This window comes from Parageobacillus sp. G301 (assembly GCF_030268025.1).
Taxonomy (GTDB): domain Bacteria; phylum Bacillota; class Bacilli; order Bacillales; family Anoxybacillaceae; genus Parageobacillus_B; species Parageobacillus_B toebii.
The window spans coordinates 777,551-799,503 of record NZ_BSDB01000002.1; the positions used below are offsets into that span (position 1 = coordinate 777,551).

General features: G+C 41.2%; 16 protein-coding genes, 1 pseudogene and 1 other annotated feature. Of the genes and pseudogenes, 9 read left to right on the top strand and 8 right to left on the bottom strand.

Annotated elements, in window-relative coordinates; all coding sequences use genetic code 11:
• Nucleotides 1–193 precede the first annotated feature (193 nt).
• Nucleotides 194–1,189 carry a catabolite control protein A gene (ccpA, locus tag QSJ37_RS12700; RefSeq protein ID WP_285755468.1) on the top strand — a complete coding sequence of 332 codons (996 nt, stop codon included), beginning with the start codon at nucleotides 194–196 and terminating at the stop codon, nucleotides 1,187–1,189.
• Nucleotides 1,190–1,256: 67 nt separating this feature from the next.
• On the opposite strand, the gene QSJ37_RS12705 is transcribed toward ccpA, so the two are convergent.
• From QSJ37_RS12705 to QSJ37_RS12715, 3 genes are read right to left on the bottom strand one after another with little or no spacing between them, the layout of a single operon-like run.
• Nucleotides 1,257–2,441, bottom strand: coding sequence for an acetoin utilization protein AcuC (locus QSJ37_RS12705; protein WP_285755469.1), 1,185 nt, complete (start codon nucleotides 2,439–2,441; stop codon nucleotides 1,257–1,259).
• On the bottom strand, nucleotides 2,438–3,082 hold the full coding sequence (locus QSJ37_RS12710) for an acetoin utilization AcuB family protein (RefSeq protein WP_285755471.1): 645 nt from the start codon (nucleotides 3,080–3,082) through the stop codon (nucleotides 2,438–2,440). Before QSJ37_RS12710 ends, QSJ37_RS12705 begins: the two co-directional genes overlap by 4 nt.
• A 34-nt stretch (nucleotides 3,083–3,116) precedes the next feature.
• The gene (locus QSJ37_RS12715) at nucleotides 3,117–3,749 is read right to left on the bottom strand and encodes a GNAT family N-acetyltransferase (protein ID WP_285755472.1); all 633 of its coding nucleotides are present in this window, start codon (nucleotides 3,747–3,749) and stop codon (nucleotides 3,117–3,119) included.
• A gap of 173 nt (nucleotides 3,750–3,922) precedes the next feature.
• Between QSJ37_RS12715 and acsA the strand changes: the two genes are divergently transcribed.
• Entirely contained in the window at nucleotides 3,923–5,638 is a 1,716-nt protein-coding gene (acsA, locus tag QSJ37_RS12720) for an acetate--CoA ligase (RefSeq protein WP_285755473.1), read from the top strand.
• Between the two features lie 31 nt (nucleotides 5,639–5,669).
• Here acsA and QSJ37_RS12725 read toward each other — a convergent pair.
• Nucleotides 5,670–8,416: pseudogene (locus QSJ37_RS12725) on the bottom strand (transglycosylase domain-containing protein).
• A gap of 167 nt (nucleotides 8,417–8,583) precedes the next feature.
• Nucleotides 8,584–8,804 (top strand) — a binding site (T-box leader).
• Between the two features lie 50 nt (nucleotides 8,805–8,854).
• Here QSJ37_RS12725 and tyrS point away from each other — a divergent pair.
• Nucleotides 8,855–10,114 carry a tyrosine--tRNA ligase gene (tyrS, locus tag QSJ37_RS12730; protein WP_089098020.1) on the top strand — a complete coding sequence of 420 codons (1,260 nt, stop codon included), beginning with the start codon at nucleotides 8,855–8,857 and terminating at the stop codon, nucleotides 10,112–10,114.
• 91 nt (nucleotides 10,115–10,205) lie between these two features.
• Here tyrS and rpsD read toward each other — a convergent pair whose 3' ends face one another.
• Nucleotides 10,206–10,808, bottom strand: a complete 603-nt coding sequence (gene rpsD / locus QSJ37_RS12735) for a 30S ribosomal protein S4 (RefSeq protein ID WP_285755474.1) — start codon at nucleotides 10,806–10,808, stop codon at nucleotides 10,206–10,208.
• 339 nt (nucleotides 10,809–11,147) lie between these two features.
• Here rpsD and QSJ37_RS12740 point away from each other — a divergent pair, with 339 nt between their 5' ends.
• A complete protein-coding gene (locus tag QSJ37_RS12740; protein WP_285755475.1) occupies nucleotides 11,148–13,025 on the top strand; it encodes a sensor domain-containing diguanylate cyclase in 1,878 nt (625 codons plus the stop codon).
• A 49-nt stretch (nucleotides 13,026–13,074) separates the two neighbouring features.
• Here the strand turns inward: QSJ37_RS12740 and QSJ37_RS12745 are convergent, their stop codons facing one another.
• Both QSJ37_RS12745 and hisJ read right to left on the bottom strand, forming a co-directional pair.
• Nucleotides 13,075–13,554 carry a GAF domain-containing protein gene (locus QSJ37_RS12745; RefSeq protein WP_285755477.1) on the bottom strand — a complete coding sequence of 160 codons (480 nt, stop codon included), beginning with the start codon at nucleotides 13,552–13,554 and terminating at the stop codon, nucleotides 13,075–13,077.
• Nucleotides 13,555–13,612: 58 nt separating this feature from the next.
• The gene (hisJ, locus tag QSJ37_RS12750) at nucleotides 13,613–14,416 is read right to left on the bottom strand and encodes a histidinol-phosphatase HisJ (RefSeq protein ID WP_285755478.1); all 804 of its coding nucleotides are present in this window, start codon (nucleotides 14,414–14,416) and stop codon (nucleotides 13,613–13,615) included.
• A gap of 187 nt (nucleotides 14,417–14,603) precedes the next feature.
• Here hisJ and ezrA point away from each other — a divergent pair, with 187 nt between their 5' ends.
• The 5 genes from ezrA (at nucleotide 14,604) to mbcS (ending at nucleotide 20,852) form a co-directional block, all read left to right on the top strand.
• On the top strand, nucleotides 14,604–16,307 hold the full coding sequence (gene ezrA / locus QSJ37_RS12755) for a septation ring formation regulator EzrA (RefSeq protein ID WP_285756122.1): 1,704 nt from the start codon (nucleotides 14,604–14,606) through the stop codon (nucleotides 16,305–16,307).
• Nucleotides 16,308–16,471: 164 nt separating this feature from the next.
• Nucleotides 16,472–17,614 (top strand): cysteine desulfurase family protein, encoded by a 1,143-nt coding sequence (locus tag QSJ37_RS12760; protein WP_285755479.1) that lies wholly within the window; start codon nucleotides 16,472–16,474, stop codon nucleotides 17,612–17,614.
• A gap of 5 nt (nucleotides 17,615–17,619) precedes the next feature.
• Nucleotides 17,620–18,825: a tRNA uracil 4-sulfurtransferase ThiI gene (thiI, locus tag QSJ37_RS12765; protein ID WP_062679247.1), complete on the top strand. Its 1,206-nt coding sequence runs from the start codon at nucleotides 17,620–17,622 to the stop codon at nucleotides 18,823–18,825.
• Nucleotides 18,826–18,905: 80 nt separating this feature from the next.
• Nucleotides 18,906–19,115, top strand: a complete 210-nt coding sequence (locus QSJ37_RS12770) for an alpha/beta-type small acid-soluble spore protein (protein ID WP_015864814.1) — start codon at nucleotides 18,906–18,908, stop codon at nucleotides 19,113–19,115.
• A gap of 144 nt (nucleotides 19,116–19,259) precedes the next feature.
• A complete protein-coding gene (gene mbcS / locus QSJ37_RS12775) occupies nucleotides 19,260–20,852 on the top strand; it encodes an acyl-CoA synthetase MbcS (protein WP_285755481.1) in 1,593 nt (530 codons plus the stop codon).
• 172 nt (nucleotides 20,853–21,024) lie between these two features.
• Here mbcS and QSJ37_RS12780 read toward each other — a convergent pair whose 3' ends face one another.
• Nucleotides 21,025–21,828, bottom strand: coding sequence for an NAD kinase (locus QSJ37_RS12780; protein ID WP_285755482.1), 804 nt, complete (start codon nucleotides 21,826–21,828; stop codon nucleotides 21,025–21,027).
• Between the last annotated feature and the right edge of the window lie 125 nt (nucleotides 21,829–21,953).

The following is a 21,953-nucleotide window of genomic DNA, read 5'->3' on the forward strand; positions in this document are numbered from 1 at the left end:
CATAGGTTGGGTATGATATACATAGAAAGTTTTCCTCAATATTAGTGAATTGTTTGTGAAAACATTTGCAAAATAGTTGCCAATTCGTTGCGATTCAGCCATAATGTATCGTATGATATTTTTGCATAAACGGATATTTGTTGTTATGAAAATAACAATCGATGTTTATTTATAAAAAAGAGGAGTGAAATCGATGAATGTAACGATTTACGATGTGGCACGAGAGGCAAACGTGTCGATGGCGACCGTGTCTCGTGTCGTGAATGGAAACCCAAATGTGAAGCCATCAACAAGAAAAAAGGTGTTGGAAGCGATTGAACGTCTAGGCTACCGGCCAAATGCGGTTGCACGGGGACTTGCTAGCAAAAAAACAACGACCGTTGGGGTTATTATTCCTGATATTTCTAGCATCTTTTTCGCGGAATTGGCACGTGGAATTGAAGATATTGCCACGATGTACAAATATAATATCATTTTAAGCAACTCTGACCAAAATAAAGAAAAAGAATTGCATTTGCTCAATACGATGCTCGCTAAACAAGTGGACGGCATTTTGTTTATGGGTGGAAACATTACCGAAGAGCATGTCAATGAGTTTCAGAAATCACCTGTGCCAATCGTGTTAGCCGCAACGATTGAACCAAATAATACCATTCCATCAGTCAACATTGATTATGAACAAGCTTCCTTTGAAGCGGTTACTTATCTTGTAGAAAAAGGAAACAAACGGGTCGCCTATGTGACGGGACCGACGGATGATCCAATAAACCAAAAGAAATTGGCGGGCTACCGCCGCGCTTTAGAAACGCATGGAATAGCCTATGACGAAGAGCTTATAATTGAAGGAGATAACTCCTATGATTCCGGCATTGAGGCATATGAAAAAATCGCTGAATTAGCCGAGAAGCCAACCGCTGTTTTTGCTGGAACTGATGAGATGGCGCTTGGCATTATCCATAGCGCGCAAGATCATGGCGTTCGCATTCCGGATCAATTAGAAGTGGTCGGTTTTGACAATACACGGCTTGCGACAATGGTTCGTCCTCGTTTAACGACGGTAGTGCAGCCGATGTATGACATCGGTGCGGTTGCGATGCGTTTATTAACCAAATATATGAATAAGGAAAACGTCGAAAACCATATCGTCGTGCTGCCGCACCGTATTGAATATCGTAACTCAACGAAATAACAAAAAGGGGCTATCGTTTTTGCTAAGCCCCTTTTTGTTTTTTATGAAGATGACAAAATATCATTTATTAGAAAATAGTTTGATCGGTTGATTTTTGTCGCTGACTGCGAATTGGATATAACGCTTTTTCTACCGTTTGAGCATTTTTTTCGGTAATTTCCGCTTTTCGTGGAATCGGTGGATATAGTGGTTCCGGATCATCCCATTCTTGCGGCAATGGGACAGGAGAACGCGATTGCCATTTATCAAGCCATGGCTTCGGTAAGTTTCCGGAAATATTCGATTGTTCTGTCATTTCCAACCAAATAAGCGCCCATGCCCGCGGAACGACGCGCCAAATATCGTAACCGCCGCCGCCAACTGCGATCCAACGCCCGTCACAATATTCGTGAGCGATTTGATGGGCGAGTTTCGGGATTTCACGGTATGTTTTCATCGTTACGGACAAATGAGTAAGCGGATCGTAATAATGAGCGTCCGCTCCGTTTTGCGTGAAAATCACATCGGGCCGGAAAAATTCCGCAATTTCTCGAAGCGCTTGTGTATAAGCATCAAGCCATGATTCATCTTCTGTAAACGCATCTACTGGAATGTTAAATGAATACCCATATCCTGCCCCGTGTCCGCGTTCGTTCACATTTCCTGTTCCGGGAAATAGATAGCGGCCTGTTTCATGAATGGAAAACGTACATACATTTGGGTCATCATAAAATGCCCATTGGACGCCGTCTCCATGATGGGCATCCGTATCGACGTAAAGAACGCGGAGTCCGTATTTTTCTCGAATATACTTAATGGCGACAGCGCTATCATTGTAAACGCAAAAACCGGATGCTTTGCCGCGAAAGCCGTGGTGAAGCCCGCCGCCTAAACTTAACGCATGCTTTGCTTTTCCGGATAGCACATAATCGACTGCAGTTAATGTGCTTCCTACCAACAAAGCGCTTGCCTCATGCATATTTGGGAAAATTGGCGTATCTTCTGTCCCTAGTCCGTAGTTTAAGGCTGCCTGTTCAGGCAACTGGCCTTTTCCAGCTGCTTTGACCGCTTCAATATATGATTGATCATGAATTAAGGCAAGTTCTTCGTCCGTTGCGACTCTTGGTGCGACAATTTGTTCATCTTCTAATGCATTCATCGCGCGCAATAAATCGTACGTGAGTTTAACGCGAAGTTGGTTAAACGGGTGCTCATCATGAAATTTATACCGAAGGAAATCATCACTGTAAATAAATACACAATCTTTTTTCATGACGAAACCCCCGGTAAGTTTGGCCATAACACCGTATAGCCAGCATTTTTTAGATCGTTAATAATTCCAATCGGATTCATTGTCTGCACGCGGAAGACAAGAATTTGGTAGTTTTCGTCTTCGTCAGGATATAAAAGAACGCTGGAAATATTCGTATGTCTTTTGGCGATAATAGCGGCCGCTTTGCTTAACATGCCGCTTTCATTAGGCACTTTCACTTCAATTTGTGAACTAGGTTGATGCGCCCCCGTAAGCTGAATGAGCGTATATAATAAATCTGTTTCCGTCACGATGCCGACAAGTTTGCCGTCTTGGACGATAGGTAAACAGCTGATTTTATGCTCGTAAAACAGCGCCGCTACTTCTTCCACAAAATCGAGCGGATGTCCGACGATGACGTCTTTTTTCATAATCGTGCTGAGCGGTTTTTGTAAATCTTCGAGATGTTCGTGAAGACGAAAAATAGAAGGGCTTGCATCGCGAAGATCTCGATCTGTTACAATGCCGATAACATGGTTTTCGGCATCAACAATCGGAATATGGCGAATGCGCAGTTGTCGTACTAACTGAATCGCTTCTGCAATCGTATTTGTCGGCTGGAGTGTAACGACAGGAGTTTTCATAATTTGTTCGACAATCACTGATTCCTCTCCCCTTTGTTGTCAAGAAAGATTTTTAATACATGTACCGATTCATAAAACGAAGGCGATCGAATTTTTGGATAGATTCTTGATCGACCCGTTTGCCGATGCGAACCATTAAGCAGTTAGCCGGATGGGAACAAATTTCAGGATCATCCGTTGCATACCAAACAAGCCCGCCGGCGTTCATCATTTTCTCCATTAATTTCCGGTATTCCCATACATTTAACCCCGTCCCTTTTAAATCCCAATGCCAGTAATATTCTGTTGTAATAATAATGTAATCTTCCATTGCATCATCCATCATCGATACAATCAGCAAATTTTTTCCTACCCCATAGCCGCGAAACTCCGGGATGACTTCAATCGCGCCTAACTCGATTAAATTTTCCATGTTTCCTTGTGACCAACGTTCAAGCGGGTCGGGATAAAGAAACGTAACATAACCAACAATGGTTTGGTTATGACGGGCGATAATAATTCTTCCTTCTGGCAGCTTTGCGATTTCAATGAGTGCTTTATGTTGCTGCGGCGGCTGGCGGAATGATGTCAAATCGTGATGAAATTCGTAACTTGCTAGTTTTTCAGCAGATACTGGGCCCTCAATAATTAATGCCCCTTTTGGGGTTTTTAGTTCTTTCGCATTATACGTTTTTTTATGTTCCATAGAGCACCACCTAGATTTGTCTTTCTGCTAACATTATACATGAAAAAACGACTGGAAGACCGGTTTCAAAAAAAGTTCATAAAAAATAAAAAGAAAATTTTTAAAAAATTGAGAATTCGTAAGAGATATACTATAATAGGACTGTAACCACTTACATAAGGGGGAGTCGGAGAATGAAAACGGAAGTACTACCGGTCATACAAGGGGACTATAATTTAAAAAATTATGAAGAAACATATAAAAATTTTGATTGGAAAGAAGTAGAAAAGGAATTTTCGTGGTTTGAAACAGGCCGGGTCAATATGGCGTATGAAGCGATCGACCGCCATGCGGAAACGTTTCGAAAAAATAAAGTAGCTCTCTATTACCGTGATGCATCGAGAAATGAAAAGTATACATTCAAAGAAATGAAAGAAATGTCCAACAAAGTTGCAAATGTACTAAAACAAGTAGCAGAGATTGAAAAAGGAGACCGCGTATTTATTTTTATGCCGCGCTCTCCGGAATTGTATTTTTCTGTATTAGGAGTCATTAAAACAGGCGCGATTGTTGGTCCGCTGTTTGAAGCATTTATGGAAGGAGCGGTGCGCGATCGGCTTGAGGATAGTGGAGCGAAGGCAATCATCACGACACCGGAACTGTTGCCGCGGGTTCCAGTCAATGATCTGCCTGAGCTGAAATACGTTTTTCTTGTCGGGGATAACATTGTGGAAGAAGGTCCGTATATTGACTTAAAGAAACGAATGAACGAAGCGAGCAAACATTTTGACATTGAATGGGTAGACCGCCAAGATGGACTTATTTTGCATTATACATCTGGTTCTACCGGCAAACCAAAAGGGGTTTTGCACGTTCACAATGCAATGATTCAACATTATCAAACAGCAAAATGGGTGCTTGATTTAAAAGAAGATGATATTTATTGGTGTACAGCTGACCCTGGTTGGGTAACGGGAACATCATATGGTATTTTCGGTCCTTGGTTGTGTGGCGCTTCAAGCGTCATTATTGGAGGACGTTTTAGCCCGGATGCATGGTATCAAGCGATTCAAGATTTCGGCGTAACAGTGTGGTATAGTGCGCCAACGGCATTTCGCATGTTGATGGGAGCCGGCGATGAAATTGTCAAAAAATACGATTTAAGCTCACTTCGCCATATTCTCAGTGTTGGAGAACCATTGAATCCAGAAGTCATTCGCTGGGGGATGAAAGTATTCGGGCGACGCATTCATGATACATGGTGGATGACAGAAACAGGAGCTCATCTTATTTGTAACTATCCTTGCATGGAAATTAAGCCGGGGTCGATGGGGAAACCGATTCCTGGTGTAAAAGCAGCCATTGTTGATGATCAAGGAAATGAGCTGCCACCATATCGTATGGGCAACTTAGCGATTAAAAAAGGATGGCCGTCGATGATGAAAACGATTTGGAATAACCCACAAAAATATGAATCGTATTTCATCGGCGATTGGTACGTTTCCGGCGATTCCGCCTATATGGATGAAGACGGATATTTCTGGTTCCAAGGTCGTGTCGATGATGTGATTAATACATCTGGAGAACGCGTTGGTCCATTTGAAGTAGAAAGCAAGCTAGTTGAACATCCAGCGGTGGCGGAAGCCGGGGTTATCGGTAAGCCAGATCCGGTGCGCGGGGAAATTATTAAAGCGTTTATTTCGCTTCGGGAAGGATATGAACCATCAGAGGAATTGAAAGAAGACATTCGCCAGTTTGTCAAAAAAGGATTGGCGGCACACGCAGCGCCGCGGGAAATTGAATTCCGCGACAAACTGCCAAAAACGCGAAGCGGAAAAATTATGCGCCGCGTCTTAAAAGCTTGGGAACTCAACTTGCCGACAGGGGATTTATCGACAATGGAAGACTAAGAAAAAAGCTGATCGATATGATCAGCTTTTTTTAATGGTTCTTCGAAGGGCTATCTGATGTTTTCTTTTTTCCTTGATTTGGTACAACGGCATTTTGTTCAGAAATGATGTTCGATGGTGGGGATTCATTGCCGCTTATATCTACTGCTGCCACATAATATGTTGCTTTTGGATGTAGATTGGAAAATGTTAAAGATTTCCCAGCTTTAACGATAGAGACAACACGAAACGGCGCTCCTTTTTGTTCCGCACAATATACACGATAGCCAATGACGTCGTTTTCGTGATGCGGCTTCCAAGTTATTGTTTCATTGGTTAGTTGGACGGCAGGCGGGTCTGGGTGTTTTGCGTTTTCTTTCATTTCACTAACCAATAGTGTTCCGTTCCACTCGGCGGAGTTTATATTGTAGATTCCTAGTTTTTTGAGCAATTTCTACCCCGCTTGAAACAAACTCGCTCGGTGTTGTATTAAGCGCGATGTACCGTTTGCCGTTGACTTCAACAAAGAGTCCTTCGATTAAATTATTGGTCCTTACTTGGCTTTGGGGTGAATTTTGTATTATATAAATCATAGTTGACTAATCCAGCTTTTTCGCATAAATCAGATGGAACGAACCCTGAAACTGTACAATATGCACGACGGACGATGCCGCCTGGCATATTGAATCGCGTTTTTGGAGCGATTAGCTGCGGCTTTACATCATAAGCCGCATTCATTAGTTGTGCCCATAATAGCTGGGTTCGTTTGCTATAGGATAACCCTTTATATTTTAGCTGCAGCGGTGCCGGAGTATCATATCCCATCCAAACGCCAAATGTAACGTTCGGATTTGTTGCAACAAACCATGAGTCCTGATTATTTTGTCCTGTTCCCGTTTTCCCAGCCCAATCCGCTTGGAATTTTAAATAATACGGGAGAGAGGACGCTGTGCCGTGTCGAATAACGTCTCTCATCATATCAATCATTAAATAGGATGTCTGCGGAGAAAAGACAGGAACAGGTTTGCTTTGATGTTCGTAAATGACTTGTCCATCTTTCGATACGATTTTTTCAATTAAATACGCATCGATAAATGTTCCGTAATTCGCAAATGTGGCATAGGCGTTGACATTTTCTTCTACTGTCACTCCCTTATCCGTTCCTCCGATCGCCAAGGCGACGTGGTTTTCTTCTGTTTTTGCCACACTGGTAATGCCCATTTTATGCAAATATTGTACTGGATGTTGATTCATGATCTTCATATATGTTCGAATCGCAGGAATGTTATAAGAATCCTGCAGGGCGCGTCGAGCGGTGACTAAACCGTGTGTTTTTCGGTCCGCATTTTTTGGAGTGTAATAACCTTTACTTGTCTTGATGCGCAATTCTGTGTCTGGGATGACGGAACCGGGCTGAATAATGCCCATTTCCATTGCTGGCGCATATACGAGCAGCGGTTTCATCGTCGAACCGTTTGATCGATATGCTTGTGTGGCGTGATTTAGCTGCTCTCGCCCGTAATCTCTGCCGCCGACAAAGCTAATAATTCTTCCTGTCTTATTTTCAATAAGGATTGCACCGACTTCGACAGGTTCCCGCTTTGCAATCGTTTTGCCCGTCTGTTGATCTTTTACGTATTGAATAATGTCGTCGCCGTAATATTGATAATTTGTAACTACTTTTTGCATGCGATCGTAAATATTTTTGTCAATCGTTGTGTAAATGTTATACCCGTTTTGGCGAAGCTGTTTTTCTGCTTTTGCTAAATAGCGTTCATAAAGAGATGCGTCTTGCCATAACTGCTGTTTCTCATACCCATCTTTTTGGGCTAAAACTTCCGCTAGCGCTTCTTTCGCACGCTTTTCAATTTCCATCGTGAGCCACGGATATTTCTCAAACGGTGATGGCTTTGGTGGCGCAAAATGTTTGGCGATATCATATTGCAGCGCTTCTTTATATTGCTTTTCGGAAATATAGCCTGCCTGTTTCATGCGTGTTAACACCGTTTTCATGCGATGCAATGCTGGGGATAAATCTTTTTTCACTTTTCCATCGCTTGTAAATGGCGTATAAACGAAAGGGCTTTGCGGAAGGCCGGCCAAAAATGCTGCTTGGGCTAGATTTAAATCTTTTGCATTTACTCCAAAAACGCCTTGGGCCGCTGCTTGGATGCCGGCAATGTTGCGCCCGGATGAGTTTCTGCCGAATGGAACGACATTTAAATATGCCTCTAAAATTTCATTTTTGCTAAAAAATTTTTCGAGGCGAAGCGCAAGCAATATTTCTTTCGCTTTCCGTTCAAACGACGCTTCATTGGTTAATATTTGATTTTTCACAAGCTGTTGCGTTAGTGTGCTTCCGCCTGTTTGCATTGCAGAGTTGGTAGCTTCTTGAAAAAGCGCCCGGATAATTGCTTTTGGAACAATACCATGATGTTCGTAAAAATATTCGTCTTCTGTTGCGATTATTGCTTTTATGACGTAAGGGGAAACATCTTTCAATTTTACTTCTTCTCTCTCTAAATCCGTGCGGAAATTTCCAAGATAAACGTTATTGGCGAAGTAAATATGCGTTGTTTCCTCATAGTTGTAAATATCTGTTTTCATTTCTTGATACGAAGGAAGCGGCATATCTTTTACTAAAAAAGCAAAATATCCGGCGCCAAGACCGACCGCAAAGCAAATGGCGCATAGCGCGAAAATAAGAAAAATAAGAAAAAGATTCCAACATACTTCATATGTAATGAGAAAATAACGCCATGCTTTCTCTAGGGAAAACGTTTGTTTTATATGCTCCATGGGCATTCCCCCTATATAAACAACAAATAAATGTAAACACAGTATATCATATTTTTTGTTGAATATTGCGGCTTTTTGTCATTTTTCTTTCATTATAAATGCGATCTGATTCGGTTTGACAAATTTATGAGAGTATGATAAAAACATGTATATCAAAAACGATATACATAAAAGCGATGACAGGAACGAGTAGTGTTTATCTCCCTGTTTCAGAGAGCTAGTGGCTGGTGTGAACTAGCACATAGATAAACACGAATTACCTCCTCGAGCAGCTTTTGCGAACGGATTGTCCAAGTAGCAAAAGACGGCATTTGCCGTTATCGAAATGAAGTGAGAAAGCGCTATGCTTTCTAAGTAGGGTGGTACCGCGATGTCAATCGTCCCTTCAGAGTTTAAGGGGCGATTTTTTTATGAAAAAATAAAAAAGGGGTGGATCAAATGGACTTGTTGCAAGAGTTGGAATGGCGCGGATTAATTAACCAAGTCACGGATAAGGAAGGGCTTCAGAAATTACTAAATGAGGAAAAAGTGACGCTATATTCCGGATTTGACCCTACGGCGGACAGTTTGCACATCGGACATTTATTGCCGATTTTAACGCTGCGCCGATTTCAGCTAGCTGGTCATCGTCCAATTGCGCTTGTTGGCGGTGCGACCGGGCTAATCGGAGACCCAAGCGGAAAAAAAAGCGAGCGTACATTAAATGCAAAAGAAACGGTGCAACAATGGAGTGAACGCATTAAAGAGCAATTGTCAAGATTTTTAGATTTTGACGCGAAAGAAAATCCGGCGAAAATCGCCAACAACTATGATTGGATTGGTTCGCTTGATGTGATTACTTTTTTGCGCGATGTTGGAAAAAATTTCGGGCTAAACTACATGCTGGCGAAAGAATCGGTGCAATCACGCATCGAGACAGGCATTTCGTTTACGGAGTTTAGCTATATGATTTTACAATCATTGGACTTCTTAAAACTTTATCAAAACGAACAATGTCGTTTGCAAATTGGCGGCAGTGACCAATGGGGAAATATCACAGCAGGATTAGAGTTAATCCGAAAAACGGAAGGAGATGCAAAAGCGTTTGGATTAACCGTTCCGCTTGTTACCAAAGCAGATGGAACAAAATTCGGGAAAACAGAGAGCGGAGCCATTTGGCTTGATCGGGAAAAAACGTCTCCATATGAGTTTTACCAATTTTGGATTAACACAGACGACCGTGATGTCATTAAATATTTAAAATACTTTACGTTCTTATCGAAAGAAGAAATTGAAGAGCTAGAAAAACAATTGCAGAAAGCTCCGGAACAGCGTGCGGCGCAAAAAGCGTTAGCTGAAGAAATGACGAAACTTGTCCATGGAGAAGAAGCCTTGAAGCAAGCGATTCGCATTTCAGAAGCGCTCTTTAGTGGAAGTGTGTCACAATTAACAGCCGAGGAAATTGAACAAGGGTTTAAAGACGTTCCTTCTTTTGAATATGAGGGAGAGGAAGTTCCGCTAGTGGAACTCCTTGTCATGGCGAAGATTGTGCCATCGAAACGGCAGGCGAGGGAAGATATTACAAACGGAGCGATTTACATCAATGGCGAGCGCATACAAGACGTCAATGCAGTGATTACAAAAGAAAACCGCATCGAAGGGCGTTTTACCATCATTCGCCGCGGAAAGAAAAAATATTATTTAATTCGCTACCAATAAAAAAACCCGGGAAGACCGGGTTTTTTTATTGGGAGATGATCACAAAACAGAAAAAATCCCTCCAGAACCATATCTGAAGGGATGCGGCGCATTAACGAGAGTAGAACTCAACGATTAATGCTTCGTTAATTTCTGCTGGCAACTCGGAACGCTCAGGTAAACGAGTATACGTGCCTTCCATTTTGTCTGCATCTAATGTTAAATAATCAGGAACAAAGTTGTTTGCTTCCAATGCTTCTTTAATGACTTGAAGGTTGCGAGATTTTTCGCGAACAGAAATCGTTTGGCCAGGTTTCACACGGTAAGATGGAATGTTTACACGGTTTCCGTCAACTAAAATATGGCCGTGCGTTACAAGCTGACGAGCTTGGCGGCGAGTGCGCGCAAAGCCTAAACGGTAAACAAGGTTGTCTAAACGTGATTCTAAAAGAATCATAAAGTTTTCCCCATGTTTACCAGGCATTTTGCCAGCTTCTTCAAACGTTTTGCGGAATTGACGTTCGTTTACGCCGTACATATGGCGAAGTTTTTGTTTTTCTTGCAATTGCAGACCATATTCCGAAAGTTTTCTGCGTTGACCTGGACCATGTTGACCTGGTGGGTAAGGACGTTTTTGCAACTCTTTACCTGTACCGCTTAAGGAGATTCCTAGGCGGCGAGAAATTTTCCACGTTGGACCTGTATAACGAGCCATTCAATGCTCCTCCTTTTGCTTTTATTTCGGGTAAAATAAAAGCAGGCGTGCGTCAACAATTATGGCCATTTTGTTTTCATGTATCCTCGCTCTAGCAGCTAAGAGTTACACGATACACCTCGTTATCGAGGAACAAAATGGAACCATAAAGGTGAGCACTAAGGCTGCTATATTTTACACAAAGGCTATTATATGATTTTTATAGAGCAAAGTCAATATTTTTATTTTCCTTATTTCGAGATAATATGATATAATAAAAGATGTAATTTTTTGAAAAGTTTTGTATATACTCCATTCTAACTAACTGGAATGAGAACATCAGTTTAGGTGAAAAGGGCGATGAAATTAGAAGAAGAAAAAGTATACGGAGCCTTTAAACAAAAATTTTTTCATTGGTTTTTAGCGTATGATGATTATGAGAATTTTTCCAATGTGATCACAGAATTGCTGTTACTACTCAAACAGGAGCTTATGATAAAGCAAGCTGCTTTTTTTGTGTTTGATCCTTTAAATAAATCGTTTTATCCGGAAGCAATCACGAAATCAGAAGAAAGTCACTCTCCTTTCTGTCATCAAATCCTGCCTGACAATATAGAAGCAATGGTAGATGACGAGCAGCAGACGATACAAATTCATGAAGATGAAAAATATATAACCGCGCAAATTTTCCTTCGTCTTTCTGAGGAGTTAATCGGGATGTTGCTGCTAGTGTATGATCGCCAGCTTTTCATAAGCAGAAAGATGCTAAAAAAAATCAAACAAGATTTTTCAACGCTTTTCCGAAGGTTCAGGATGATATCCCAAGGGCTTAGCGATGAAAAACGTTATGAACAGCTTCATCGATTTGCCGCGAAGATTCATTCATCGATGAAGATTGATGATGTGCTCGAGGAAATTATTAACACTCTTAAGCAAGTATATCCGTCCTTTACATACTATTTGCTTTTGTCGCACGATAATCAGCATCACGGGCATTTGCCAATCAAACCGCTTGTTTTTGATGAAAGCGACGAAAATATGGCAGCGATGCAGGCTTTTTTGACGGGGAGAATTCAGTTTGAAGACTCCATTTCGCTGCGTCGTTCCGTTTTGTATGCGCCGATTAAAGGAGTGCAAGGCGTTTACGGCGTTATTGAAATTATGGCCCCTTACATTATGGAGTTTCCAAAAAAGGAAATCAATTTTATTTCTTTGCTTGCCAATACGGCGGGAAGCGCGTTGGAAAATGCGAAATTGTATGAGCAATCCCGTCGTCTCGTTGCGGATTTGCAGTTAATTAATGAAACGATACACCAGTTGAATGCAAATTTGCGTCTTCAAGATGCCATTGAATTTATGGTAAAGCAAATTAAGCAATCGTTTTGTGCGGATGAAGTCGGTTTTTTCTGGTTTGAAGGGAGGAAACGAAAGCTATTACCTGGGAGCACACCATTTTTTCAATCCTGTAAATCCAAAAAGTATATTGAATTTGTGGAAAAGAAAATGAAAACGGAAAAGGATATCGTCTTTGTTGGAGATGCAAAGATTCATGCTTCTCTTTCCGTTCCTGTCTATCACTCTCTAATGGCTGCTCCTATGATTCAAAATGGGGAGCTAAAAGGAGTTTCGATTGTTTTACATCGCGAACCATACCATTTTACGTTTGAAATGTTTAAACTGTTGCAGTCACTGATTCAACATTCCACCCTCGCATTTACGAATGCGATGTTAAGAGAAGAGCTTGAAAAGCACGTTGTTACGGACTATTTGACGAAATTGTATACAAGACGTTATTTAGATGAACAAATCAAAACATCGATGCTTCATGATGAATTTGGAACGTTTATTTTAGTCGATATTGATAATTTTAAACAAGTAAATGATACATATGGACATCAAATCGGGGATCATGTGCTCGTTCAGGTTGCCAATATCATTCGTTCCAATATTCGTGCTAGTGACATCGGTGCTCGTTGGGGTGGGGAGGAACTCGCCGTCTATTTGCCGAAAGTGTCATTAGCCGTAGGAATTTCGATTGCGCATCGTCTTGCTGAAAAAGTAAGAAAGGAAACACATCCTCCTGTAACGATTTCATGCGGCATTTCGTATTGGAAAAAAAATCGCCCCGAAGAAGCGAAAGATTTATTTAAACGGGCTGATGAGGCGCTTTATGCGGCGAAAAGGACGGGGAAAAATTGTATTTTTGTGAAAGATTATGTTCGTCAATATAAAGTGTAAAAAGGAATCCGTTCATTCGGATTCCTTTCTTCTCGTATTGTTTTCTATCCTATAATGTCGCTATAATGGCATCGACGAACTTTTCCAAATATTTTTGATCTGTTTCATCAAAACGATTTTTGATCGGACTATCAATGTCTAGTACACCGATTACATTCCCATCTTTTATCATAGGTACGACAATTTCTGACTGCGATGCAGCATCACATGCAATGTGCCCTGGAAACAGATGAACGTCAGGAACGATGATGGTTTTTTTGTTTTTTGCGGCGGTTCCGCATACACCTTTGCCAAACGGAATGCGTACACAGGCCGGAAGCCCTTGAAACGGACCTAACACAAGCTCATCGTTTTCCGTTAAGTAGAAACCAACCCAATTGATTTGTTCGAAAAAATGATTTAATAAAGCGGAAGCGTTGGCTAAATTAGCGATGAAGTTTGATTCTCCTTCAATTAACGCACGCAACTGTTGAATGACAAGTTCGTAGTTTTCTTCCCGTGTTCCGTTATAAGCGACAGCATGAAACAATGTTTTTCCGCCTCCTTTATCCATATGAGGATATTCTATGGTGGTTATAGAAACTTTGTCAATCGAAAAACGCCTCTTTTAGCATAACGTCCGTTCCTTGATGTAAATCGTTTGCACTATGTGCGTCTGAACCATATATAATACGGATGTTTCGCTTCATTGCCTCGCGGATTACCCAGTTTGGCGGATACGGCTGCAAACAAAGCGGTTTCCTAGCACCTGCACCGTTATAGTCAAGCTCATAATCGCGGAGTTTTATTTCATCAAGAATCCGTAACAGCGGTTCCGTCATCGGTGAAGAACAAGGAAAGCGTTTTTGAAATTTATGGATAAGCGTCATATGGCCAATGCGTTTCGGTTTATACGGGCCAAGATTTGCGCGAATCGATTGCAAAACTGTATCGTAATACGCTTTGTACACATTGTCGATCGAGCCGAATAATGTTACGATATCGGCGAACATTTCAGAGCTGTAATCGATACAGACGTACTGTCCTTTGCAATAGAGAAAATGTACAGATAAAATGCCGTCATCTAACAACGATCCGACATCTTCTAAAAATCGTGCTGTTTTTTCTTCGAAACCGAGAATAAAATCGACTTCAAGACCGATGTGGATGATAATATCATTTTGATAACGTGCTTTCAAATCGGTTAATGATGCGAAATAATGATCGATTTGTTCGCGAGACATTGCGCTATCTTGATATGGGGTCGGATCGGTAAATCCTTCCGGAAGCGGGGCATGCTCTGTAAAAGAAATTTCTTTATAGCCAAGCATAATGGCCCGTTCAACGTATTGTTCTAGTGAATCGCCGCTTCCGTGCGGACAAAACGGGGTATGGATGTGCCCGTCACGCAAAATGACTCACTCCTTCCTTAATATAAGAAAAATGAAGATTTCTGTGAAAAAAATAAAAAATTTGGTCAAAAAATGTCGTTAACATGGTATCATAAAAACATTGAAAAAACATTACGCAAATTTTTGCCTTCTCGGTTAACCTCATTTTCTTTTGTGACTAACTCGGGTGCAAGGGGGCTATTTCTTGATGGAAATCGCAGTTATCGTTCTACTCCTTCTTGGCGGAGTAATGATATATAATCATGTGTATCGAAAAAAAATGTATAGCGAAATTGATCGACTGGAAGCGTGGAAAATTTCGATTATGAATCGACCGGTGCCCGATGAGCTTTCGAAAGTAAAACAATTGAATATGACGGGAGAAACAGAACAATTGTTTGAGAAGTGGCGGCAAAAGTGGGACGATCTCGTAGCTGTTAAGTTGCCTGACGTGGAAGAAAAATTATTTGATACAGAAGAATTGCTTGATAAATATCGTTATGCAAAAGCAAAAGCGGTGTTGCGTGAAATCGATCAGCTGTTGCGTCAAGCGGAAGAGGAAGTTCAACTCATTATTGATGAAGTGCATGAATTGATCGGCAGCGAGGAGCAAAACCGTACTGAAATAGAAGAGTTAAGAACAATGTATCGTGAAGCGAAAAAAACGTTGTTGGCTTATCGGTATACGTTCGGAGTTGCAGCGGCAAAGCTAGATGAAAAATTAGAAGAGATCGAATCAAAATTTAAACAGTTTGAAGAATTAACAGCATCAGGAAACTACTTGGCTGCGCGGGAAATCGTTCTTTCATTAAAAGGGGAACTAAACGAAGTTACAGAGATGATGAGCCATATTCCAGAATTATTAACAGAGTGTCAAACAACGATTCCAGCCCAGCTGGAAGAGCTTTACGATGGATATAAAGAAATGAAGCAGGAAGGCTATATCCTTGATCATTTACAAATAGATCGGGAAATAGTGCAAAAGCGGGAAAAAATTGAACAGTGTATGCAAATGATTGGCGATTTGCGAGTAGAAGAAGCAAAACAAGGGATTAATGAAATAAAAGAAGAGATTGATACATTATACGATTTATTGGAAAAAGAAGTAATTTCCCATCACTACATAAAAACAGAAATGTCTCGTATTGAAGAAATGTTGAACGAGCTCAACGAAGAAGCGAAAGAAACAAGTGAAGAAACATTGTTTGTACAGCAAAGCTATCGGTTATCGACAAAAGATCTTGAAAAATATCGCAGCATTGAAAAACAAATCCATCAGTTAATGAAGCGTTTTGAAATCATTCAAGCCCGCATTTTAGAAGCGAAAACCGCTCATTCGCTTTTAAAAGAAGAATTAGAGCAGCTGTTGGCGCAAATAGAAATGATGAAAGAAGAGCATGAGGAGTTTCGCAAGATGTTGCAAACATTGCGAAAAGACGAGCTAGTTGCCCGCGGAAAACTAGATGAGATGAGGAAAAAGCTATCGGAAGCAATGCGGCTTGTGCAAAAAAGCCGGTTGCCAGGGCTTCCAAAATCTTACGAATTGCAATTGTCAGAAGCAAAAGATAGTTTGATGAAAGTCGCGGTGCGTTTAGAGGAAAAACCGCTTAATATGTCTGCTGTCCATCAAGCGTTGGAGGAATCCGGAAACATGGTTCAGCGCGTATATGAACGGACAGTGGAAATGATTGAGCAAGCATCTCTTGTCGAAAAAGTGATTCAATATGGAAACCGTTACCGCAGTCGCTATCCTAGTGTAAAAGAAGGATTGGAAGAAGCCGAATTTCTATTTCGCCATTACGATTATGAACAGGCGCTAGAGCAAGCGGTAGCGGCTTTAGAAAAAGTGGAGCCTGGCGCGCTTCAACGCATTCAACAAATTTTTCGTGATGAACGTTCCAAGGAAGAATAAACGATTCGCAAGACCGATAAATATCACTGGATATATAGAGATATTTATCGGTTTTTTTGCGAATAATGTAAGTATAATATGTTTCGGTTGATGTTTAACGGCTTTCTTTATTATAATTACTTACTAGTGTATAATTTGTTAACGATAATCGGAGGATGGACGTAATGATCTATTTAGATAACAGCGCAACAACAAAACCGTTTCCTGAAGTGGTGGATTCATTTGTCACTGTGGCTACAAAGCATTTCGGAAATCCGTCCTCTCTTCACGAATTAGGAATGAAAGCGGAACGGCTATTAACGCAAGCTCGTGAACAAATTGCCGCGTTATTGCAAGTAAAACCGAGCGAAATTATTTTTACATCTGGAGGAACGGAAGCAAATAATTTTGCCATAAAAGGAGTTGCCTTTCAATATCGCCATCGTGGCAAACATATTATCACGACGGCGATTGAGCATCCATCTGTATCAGAGACTTGCCATCAATTGGAACAATTAGGATTTGAAGTGACATATTTGCCGGTGAATGAAAATGGTGTCGTTACAGTTGAGCAAGTAAAAAAAGCGCTGCGTGATGATACGATTCTCGTTTCGATTATGCATGTCAATAATGAAGTTGGCGCTATTCAACCTGTAGAAGAGATTGGTGAGCTGCTTTCGCGCTATCCAAAAACGATTTTCCATGTCGACCGAGTGCAAGGAATTAGTAAAGTACCGCTTGATATGAAAAAAGCGCATATTGATTTATGTACAATGTCGGCTCATAAGTTTCATGGGCTGCGTGGTGCGGGAATTTTATACGTTCGCCAAGGAATTCAGCTTTCGCCGTTGTTAGCGGGCGGAGGACAGGAAATGCAGCTCCGTTCTGGGACCGAAAATGTTCCGGCAATTGTAGCAATGGCAAAAGCGTTGCGGATGTCGCTAGAAAAATACGACAAACAAATCGGTTATTTACTTGAAGTCAAGCAAGCTTGGCTCAATGAATTAAAAGAGATTCCCTTTATTCAAATAAATACGCCATTAGAACATTCCGCCCCGCATATTATTAACTTTTCGTTAGATGGCATTAAACCGGAAGTGTTTGTTCATGAATTGGAAAAAAATGATATTTTTGTTTCCACTACATCGGCGTGTTCTTCGAAAAAGAAGGCGCCAAGTAAAACATTACTGGCGATGGGAATGGAGGACAAACGGGCGGAAAGCGGCATTCGCATTAGCCTTTCCTTTGAAAATACGCTCGAAGAAATCCCGATTGCTATCGCCGTGATGAAAAAGGCAATCGAAAAATTAAGAGAGGTAACGAGGTAATTGCTATGAAATATGACCGTATTTTAATTCGCTATGGAGAAATGACGACAAAAGGTCGAAACCGAAACTTGTTTGTTCGCCGTTTAAAAGATAATGTCGCTAAAAAACTTCATGCATTTCCGAATATTAAAATCGAATATATGCGTGATCGCATGTACATTTTACTAAACGGAGAACCACATGAACCGATTATTGACAAATTAAAAAATGTATTTGGCATTCATTCATTTAGTTTAGCAATGAAATGTCATAATGAATTGAACGAAATAAAAGAAACAGCATTGGCAGCTGTTAAGCAGCTTCCTCATGAAGGAAAAACGTTTAAAATAAGCGCGCGAAGAGTGGACAAGCAATTTCCATATGGAAGCAGCGAGTTAAATTATGAAATTGGCGCTCATATTTTGCGCAATACAGATGGGTTAACGGTAAATGTACATGATCCTGATATCGATGTCCGCGTGGAAGTTCGCCAAGAAGGCACGTATATCACGTGTCACGATATTCCAGGTCCCGGAGGCTTGCCGGTGGGATCGAGCGGAAAAGCAATGCTCATGCTTTCCGGTGGAATCGATAGCCCAGTTGCCGGGTATTTGGCAATGAAGCGCGGATTGGAAATAGAAGCGGTTCACTTTTTTAGTCCGCCGTTTACAAGCGATCGTGCAAAACAAAAAGTGATTGATTTAGTGAAAAAATTAACGACGTACGGAGGAAAAATAAAACTTCACATCGTTCCTTTTACAGAAGTGCAGCAAGCCATTTATACACAAGTGCCAAACGAATACTCGCTTATTTCAACAAGAAGAGCAATGCTAAAAATTACTGATGCATTGCGTCAGCGGCATCGAGCACTTGCGATTGTGACAGGGGAAAGCCTTGGACAAGTTGCCAGCCAAACTCTAGAAAGCATGTTTGTCATTAATGATGTCACCACAACGCCGATTTTGCGGCCGCTTGTATCGATGGATAAAATAGAAATTATCGACATTGCTAAAAAAATTGACACACACGATATTTCGATTCTTCCATATGAAGATTGTTGTACCATTTTTACGCCAAGATCGCCAAAAACAAAACCAAAAAAAGAAAAAGTGGTTCATTATGAAAGTTTTGTTGATTTACAACCGTTAATAGAGAAGGCGATCGCAAATACGGAAACGATGGTCATCGACGAACATTCCGCAACGGAAGATGAGTTTGAACAGTTATTCTAAATCTCAAAATTTACCAATGAGATAAATGCATGAAGCCATATGTTTTCACACATTCTATAGGTACAAGGAGGTGAAAACATATGGCACGCAACAACAATTCGAATCAATTGCTTGTTCCAGGAGCACAACAAGCTCTTGAACAAATGAAATACGAAATCGCTCAAGAATTTGGCGTAAAATTAGGCGCTGATACTACTTCTCGCGCTAACGGTTCTGTTGGGGGAGAAATCACAAAACGCCTTGTTGCTATGGCGCAACAACAATTAGGCGGTACTCAACAACAATTTTAATTGAATATATATGGCTACGAAGGCGGGTTTATCCCGCCTTTTATTATTTTTTAAAAATATTCAAAATATATAAATTATTTTGTATAATGTAGGTAGCATGCGCTAAATTGGCACCTATCATATTGTAAAGGGGAGTTGGAGAAAATGAAGAGGGAAGATTTCATCGCGCCGGAACGCTATAATTTAACGTTTGAGATCGAAAAACATGCGGTGGCTAATCCGGATAAGCTTGCTTTAAAATGGGAAAATGAACAAGGGGAAACACGGGAAATTACATATGGCGATTTAATCAAACACGCCAATCAAATTGGAAGCTCTTTATTAAAACGTGGGCTTGAAAAAGGGGATAAAGTGCTTGTTATGGTGCCTCGCTTAATTGAAGCGTATGAAGTATATTTAGGAACGTTAAAAGCGGGGCTGGTAGTCATTCCGAGTTCGGAAATGCTCCGCACAAAAGATCTGCAATACCGTATTTCCCATGGTGAGGTAAAAGCGATTATTGCGTATGAGCCATATGTGGATCAATTTGAACCGATCGAAAACATTGACCATATTATGAAATTCGTTGTCGGAAAGACGAAACCGAGCGGTTGGATCAATTTAGAGGAAGCGATGAAGGCAGAAAGCGATGAGCTTGTTGCGGCTGACACATCCCGTGATGATATGGCGTTTTTATCTTATACATCGGGAACGACCGGAAATCCGAAAGGGGTCGTTCATTCGCACGGGTGGGGGTATGCGCATTTGCGCATCGCTGCGAAAAATTGGTTATGCATCGAAGAAAACGATCTTGTCTGGGCGACTGCCGGTCCAGGATGGCAAAAATGGATTTGGAGCCCGTTTTTATCGACGCTCGGTTCAGGCGCCACTGGGTTTGTGTATTATGGCCGGTTTGATCCAGAAAAATATTTACAGCTTTTAAGCAAGTACGAAGTAAATGTGCTTTGCTGCACGCCGACGGAGTATCGGCTAATGGCAAAAGTGCCAAATATCGGCGATTATAAGCTTCCGCATCTCCGCAGCGCCGTATCAGCCGGAGAGCCGCTTAACAGGGAAGTGATTGATACGTTTGAAAAATATTTCAACATTCAAGTCCGGGATGGATATGGACAAACGGAAAATACATTGCTTGTCGGCGTTATGAAAGGTATGAAGATCAAACCAGGCTCCATGGGCAAACCGACGCCGGGAAACATCGTTGAGATTATCAACGAAAACGGGGAACCTTGCGCCGTCGGCGAAGTTGGCGATATCGCCGTCCACGTCAACACTCCAACGCTGTTTAAATATTACTATAAAGATCCGGAAAGAACGGCGATGCAATTCCGCGGTGATTATTATATTACAGGGGATAAAGCGAGAAAAGATGAAGATGGGTATTTTTGGTTTGAAGGGCGTGGAGATGATATTATCATTAGCTCCGGTTATACAATCGGACCGTTTGAAGTAGAAGACGCCCTTGTCAAGCACCCTGCGGTAAAAGAGTGTGCTGTCGTCGCTAGTCCAGATGAAATACGCGGTTATGTTGTGAAAGCGTTTGTTGTTCTTCGCGAAGGAGTAGATAAAAATGATCCGGCGCTGATTCCACAGCTGCAGGAGCATGTCAAACAGCTGACCGCACCGTATAAATACCCGCGTAAAATTGAATTTGTCGATGATTTGCCGAAAACGCCGTCAGGAAAAATCCGTCGCGTGGAGCTGCGCGAACGCGAGATGCGCCTTGCGAAGCAGCAATAAAAAAGTAAAAAAAGGACTGTTTCAAACAGGAAACAGTCCTTTTTTGCTCTTAAACGGCATTGTGGACGAAAGATTGTCTCCAGACTGACTCGTCTTATCAAAAAGCTAAATCACAACAAAAGCAAGAACATCCCAGCGGGCGAAGAACGGTTTACTTCCGAAGAGAATTTTCTTATAAAAACACTCGTTTTACTTTGTCCCAGAAAGAATTGTCTTTTAAACGGACGGTTTTAATCACTCTGTCGCTTAAGATGACATCAATTTTTTCGATATGTTGTATGCTTAATGCTTCATTATCTAAACCAATGATTGGAAAATGGCTTGTTTCATCGGACATTTTTAAAGTTAATTTTCGCTCTCCGCTTAAAATAAACGATGAACCGAGCGTCCGGTAACGGTTATTATTGAGTGAAGCTAATTCGCTTACTTGAAAGCAAGGAAGAAGCGGATCAACCACAGCGCCGTTTACCGATTTATTATATGCCGTACTTCCTGTCGGTGTCGAAATGATGATTCCATCTCCACGAAACGTTTCAAAGTGCAGGTCGTCAATAAATACGTCCATCGTTAATGTTTTAATAATTTGCGAGCGAATGGAACATTCGTTTAAACAGAAAAATGAAGCGGTGTCATCAATGGTAACTTGAATAATTGGATATTTTCTTACTTCCAGCTGTAAATTTTTTATTGCTTCTGCCATATGATCGATGTCATCAATTTGAAAGTCGCAGTAAAACCCGCGTGACGGAAGTGTGGAAATCCCGACATATAAACAATCGTTGCGAAATCCCGTTTGACGCACTGCTTGTAAAAACGAGCCATCGTCCCCGATACTGACGATGATATTCGCTTTTTTATGATCATCGACTACCACAAACGGACCTTGTTTTGCAAGCGTGATCAGTGGTTCTACTCGTTTCATCAGTTGTTCATCACGCTTATAAAAAAAATAAAGATGATTGCGCTCGTCTGCCATTTAAAACCCTCCCATTGTCCCGTTGTCATATTTTAGTCAATTGGTAATTATGGTACAATAAGTGAAGTATACATAATTTAGTGTAACACTTTTACACGAAATCTAAAAATAGTTGTTTTCATAGG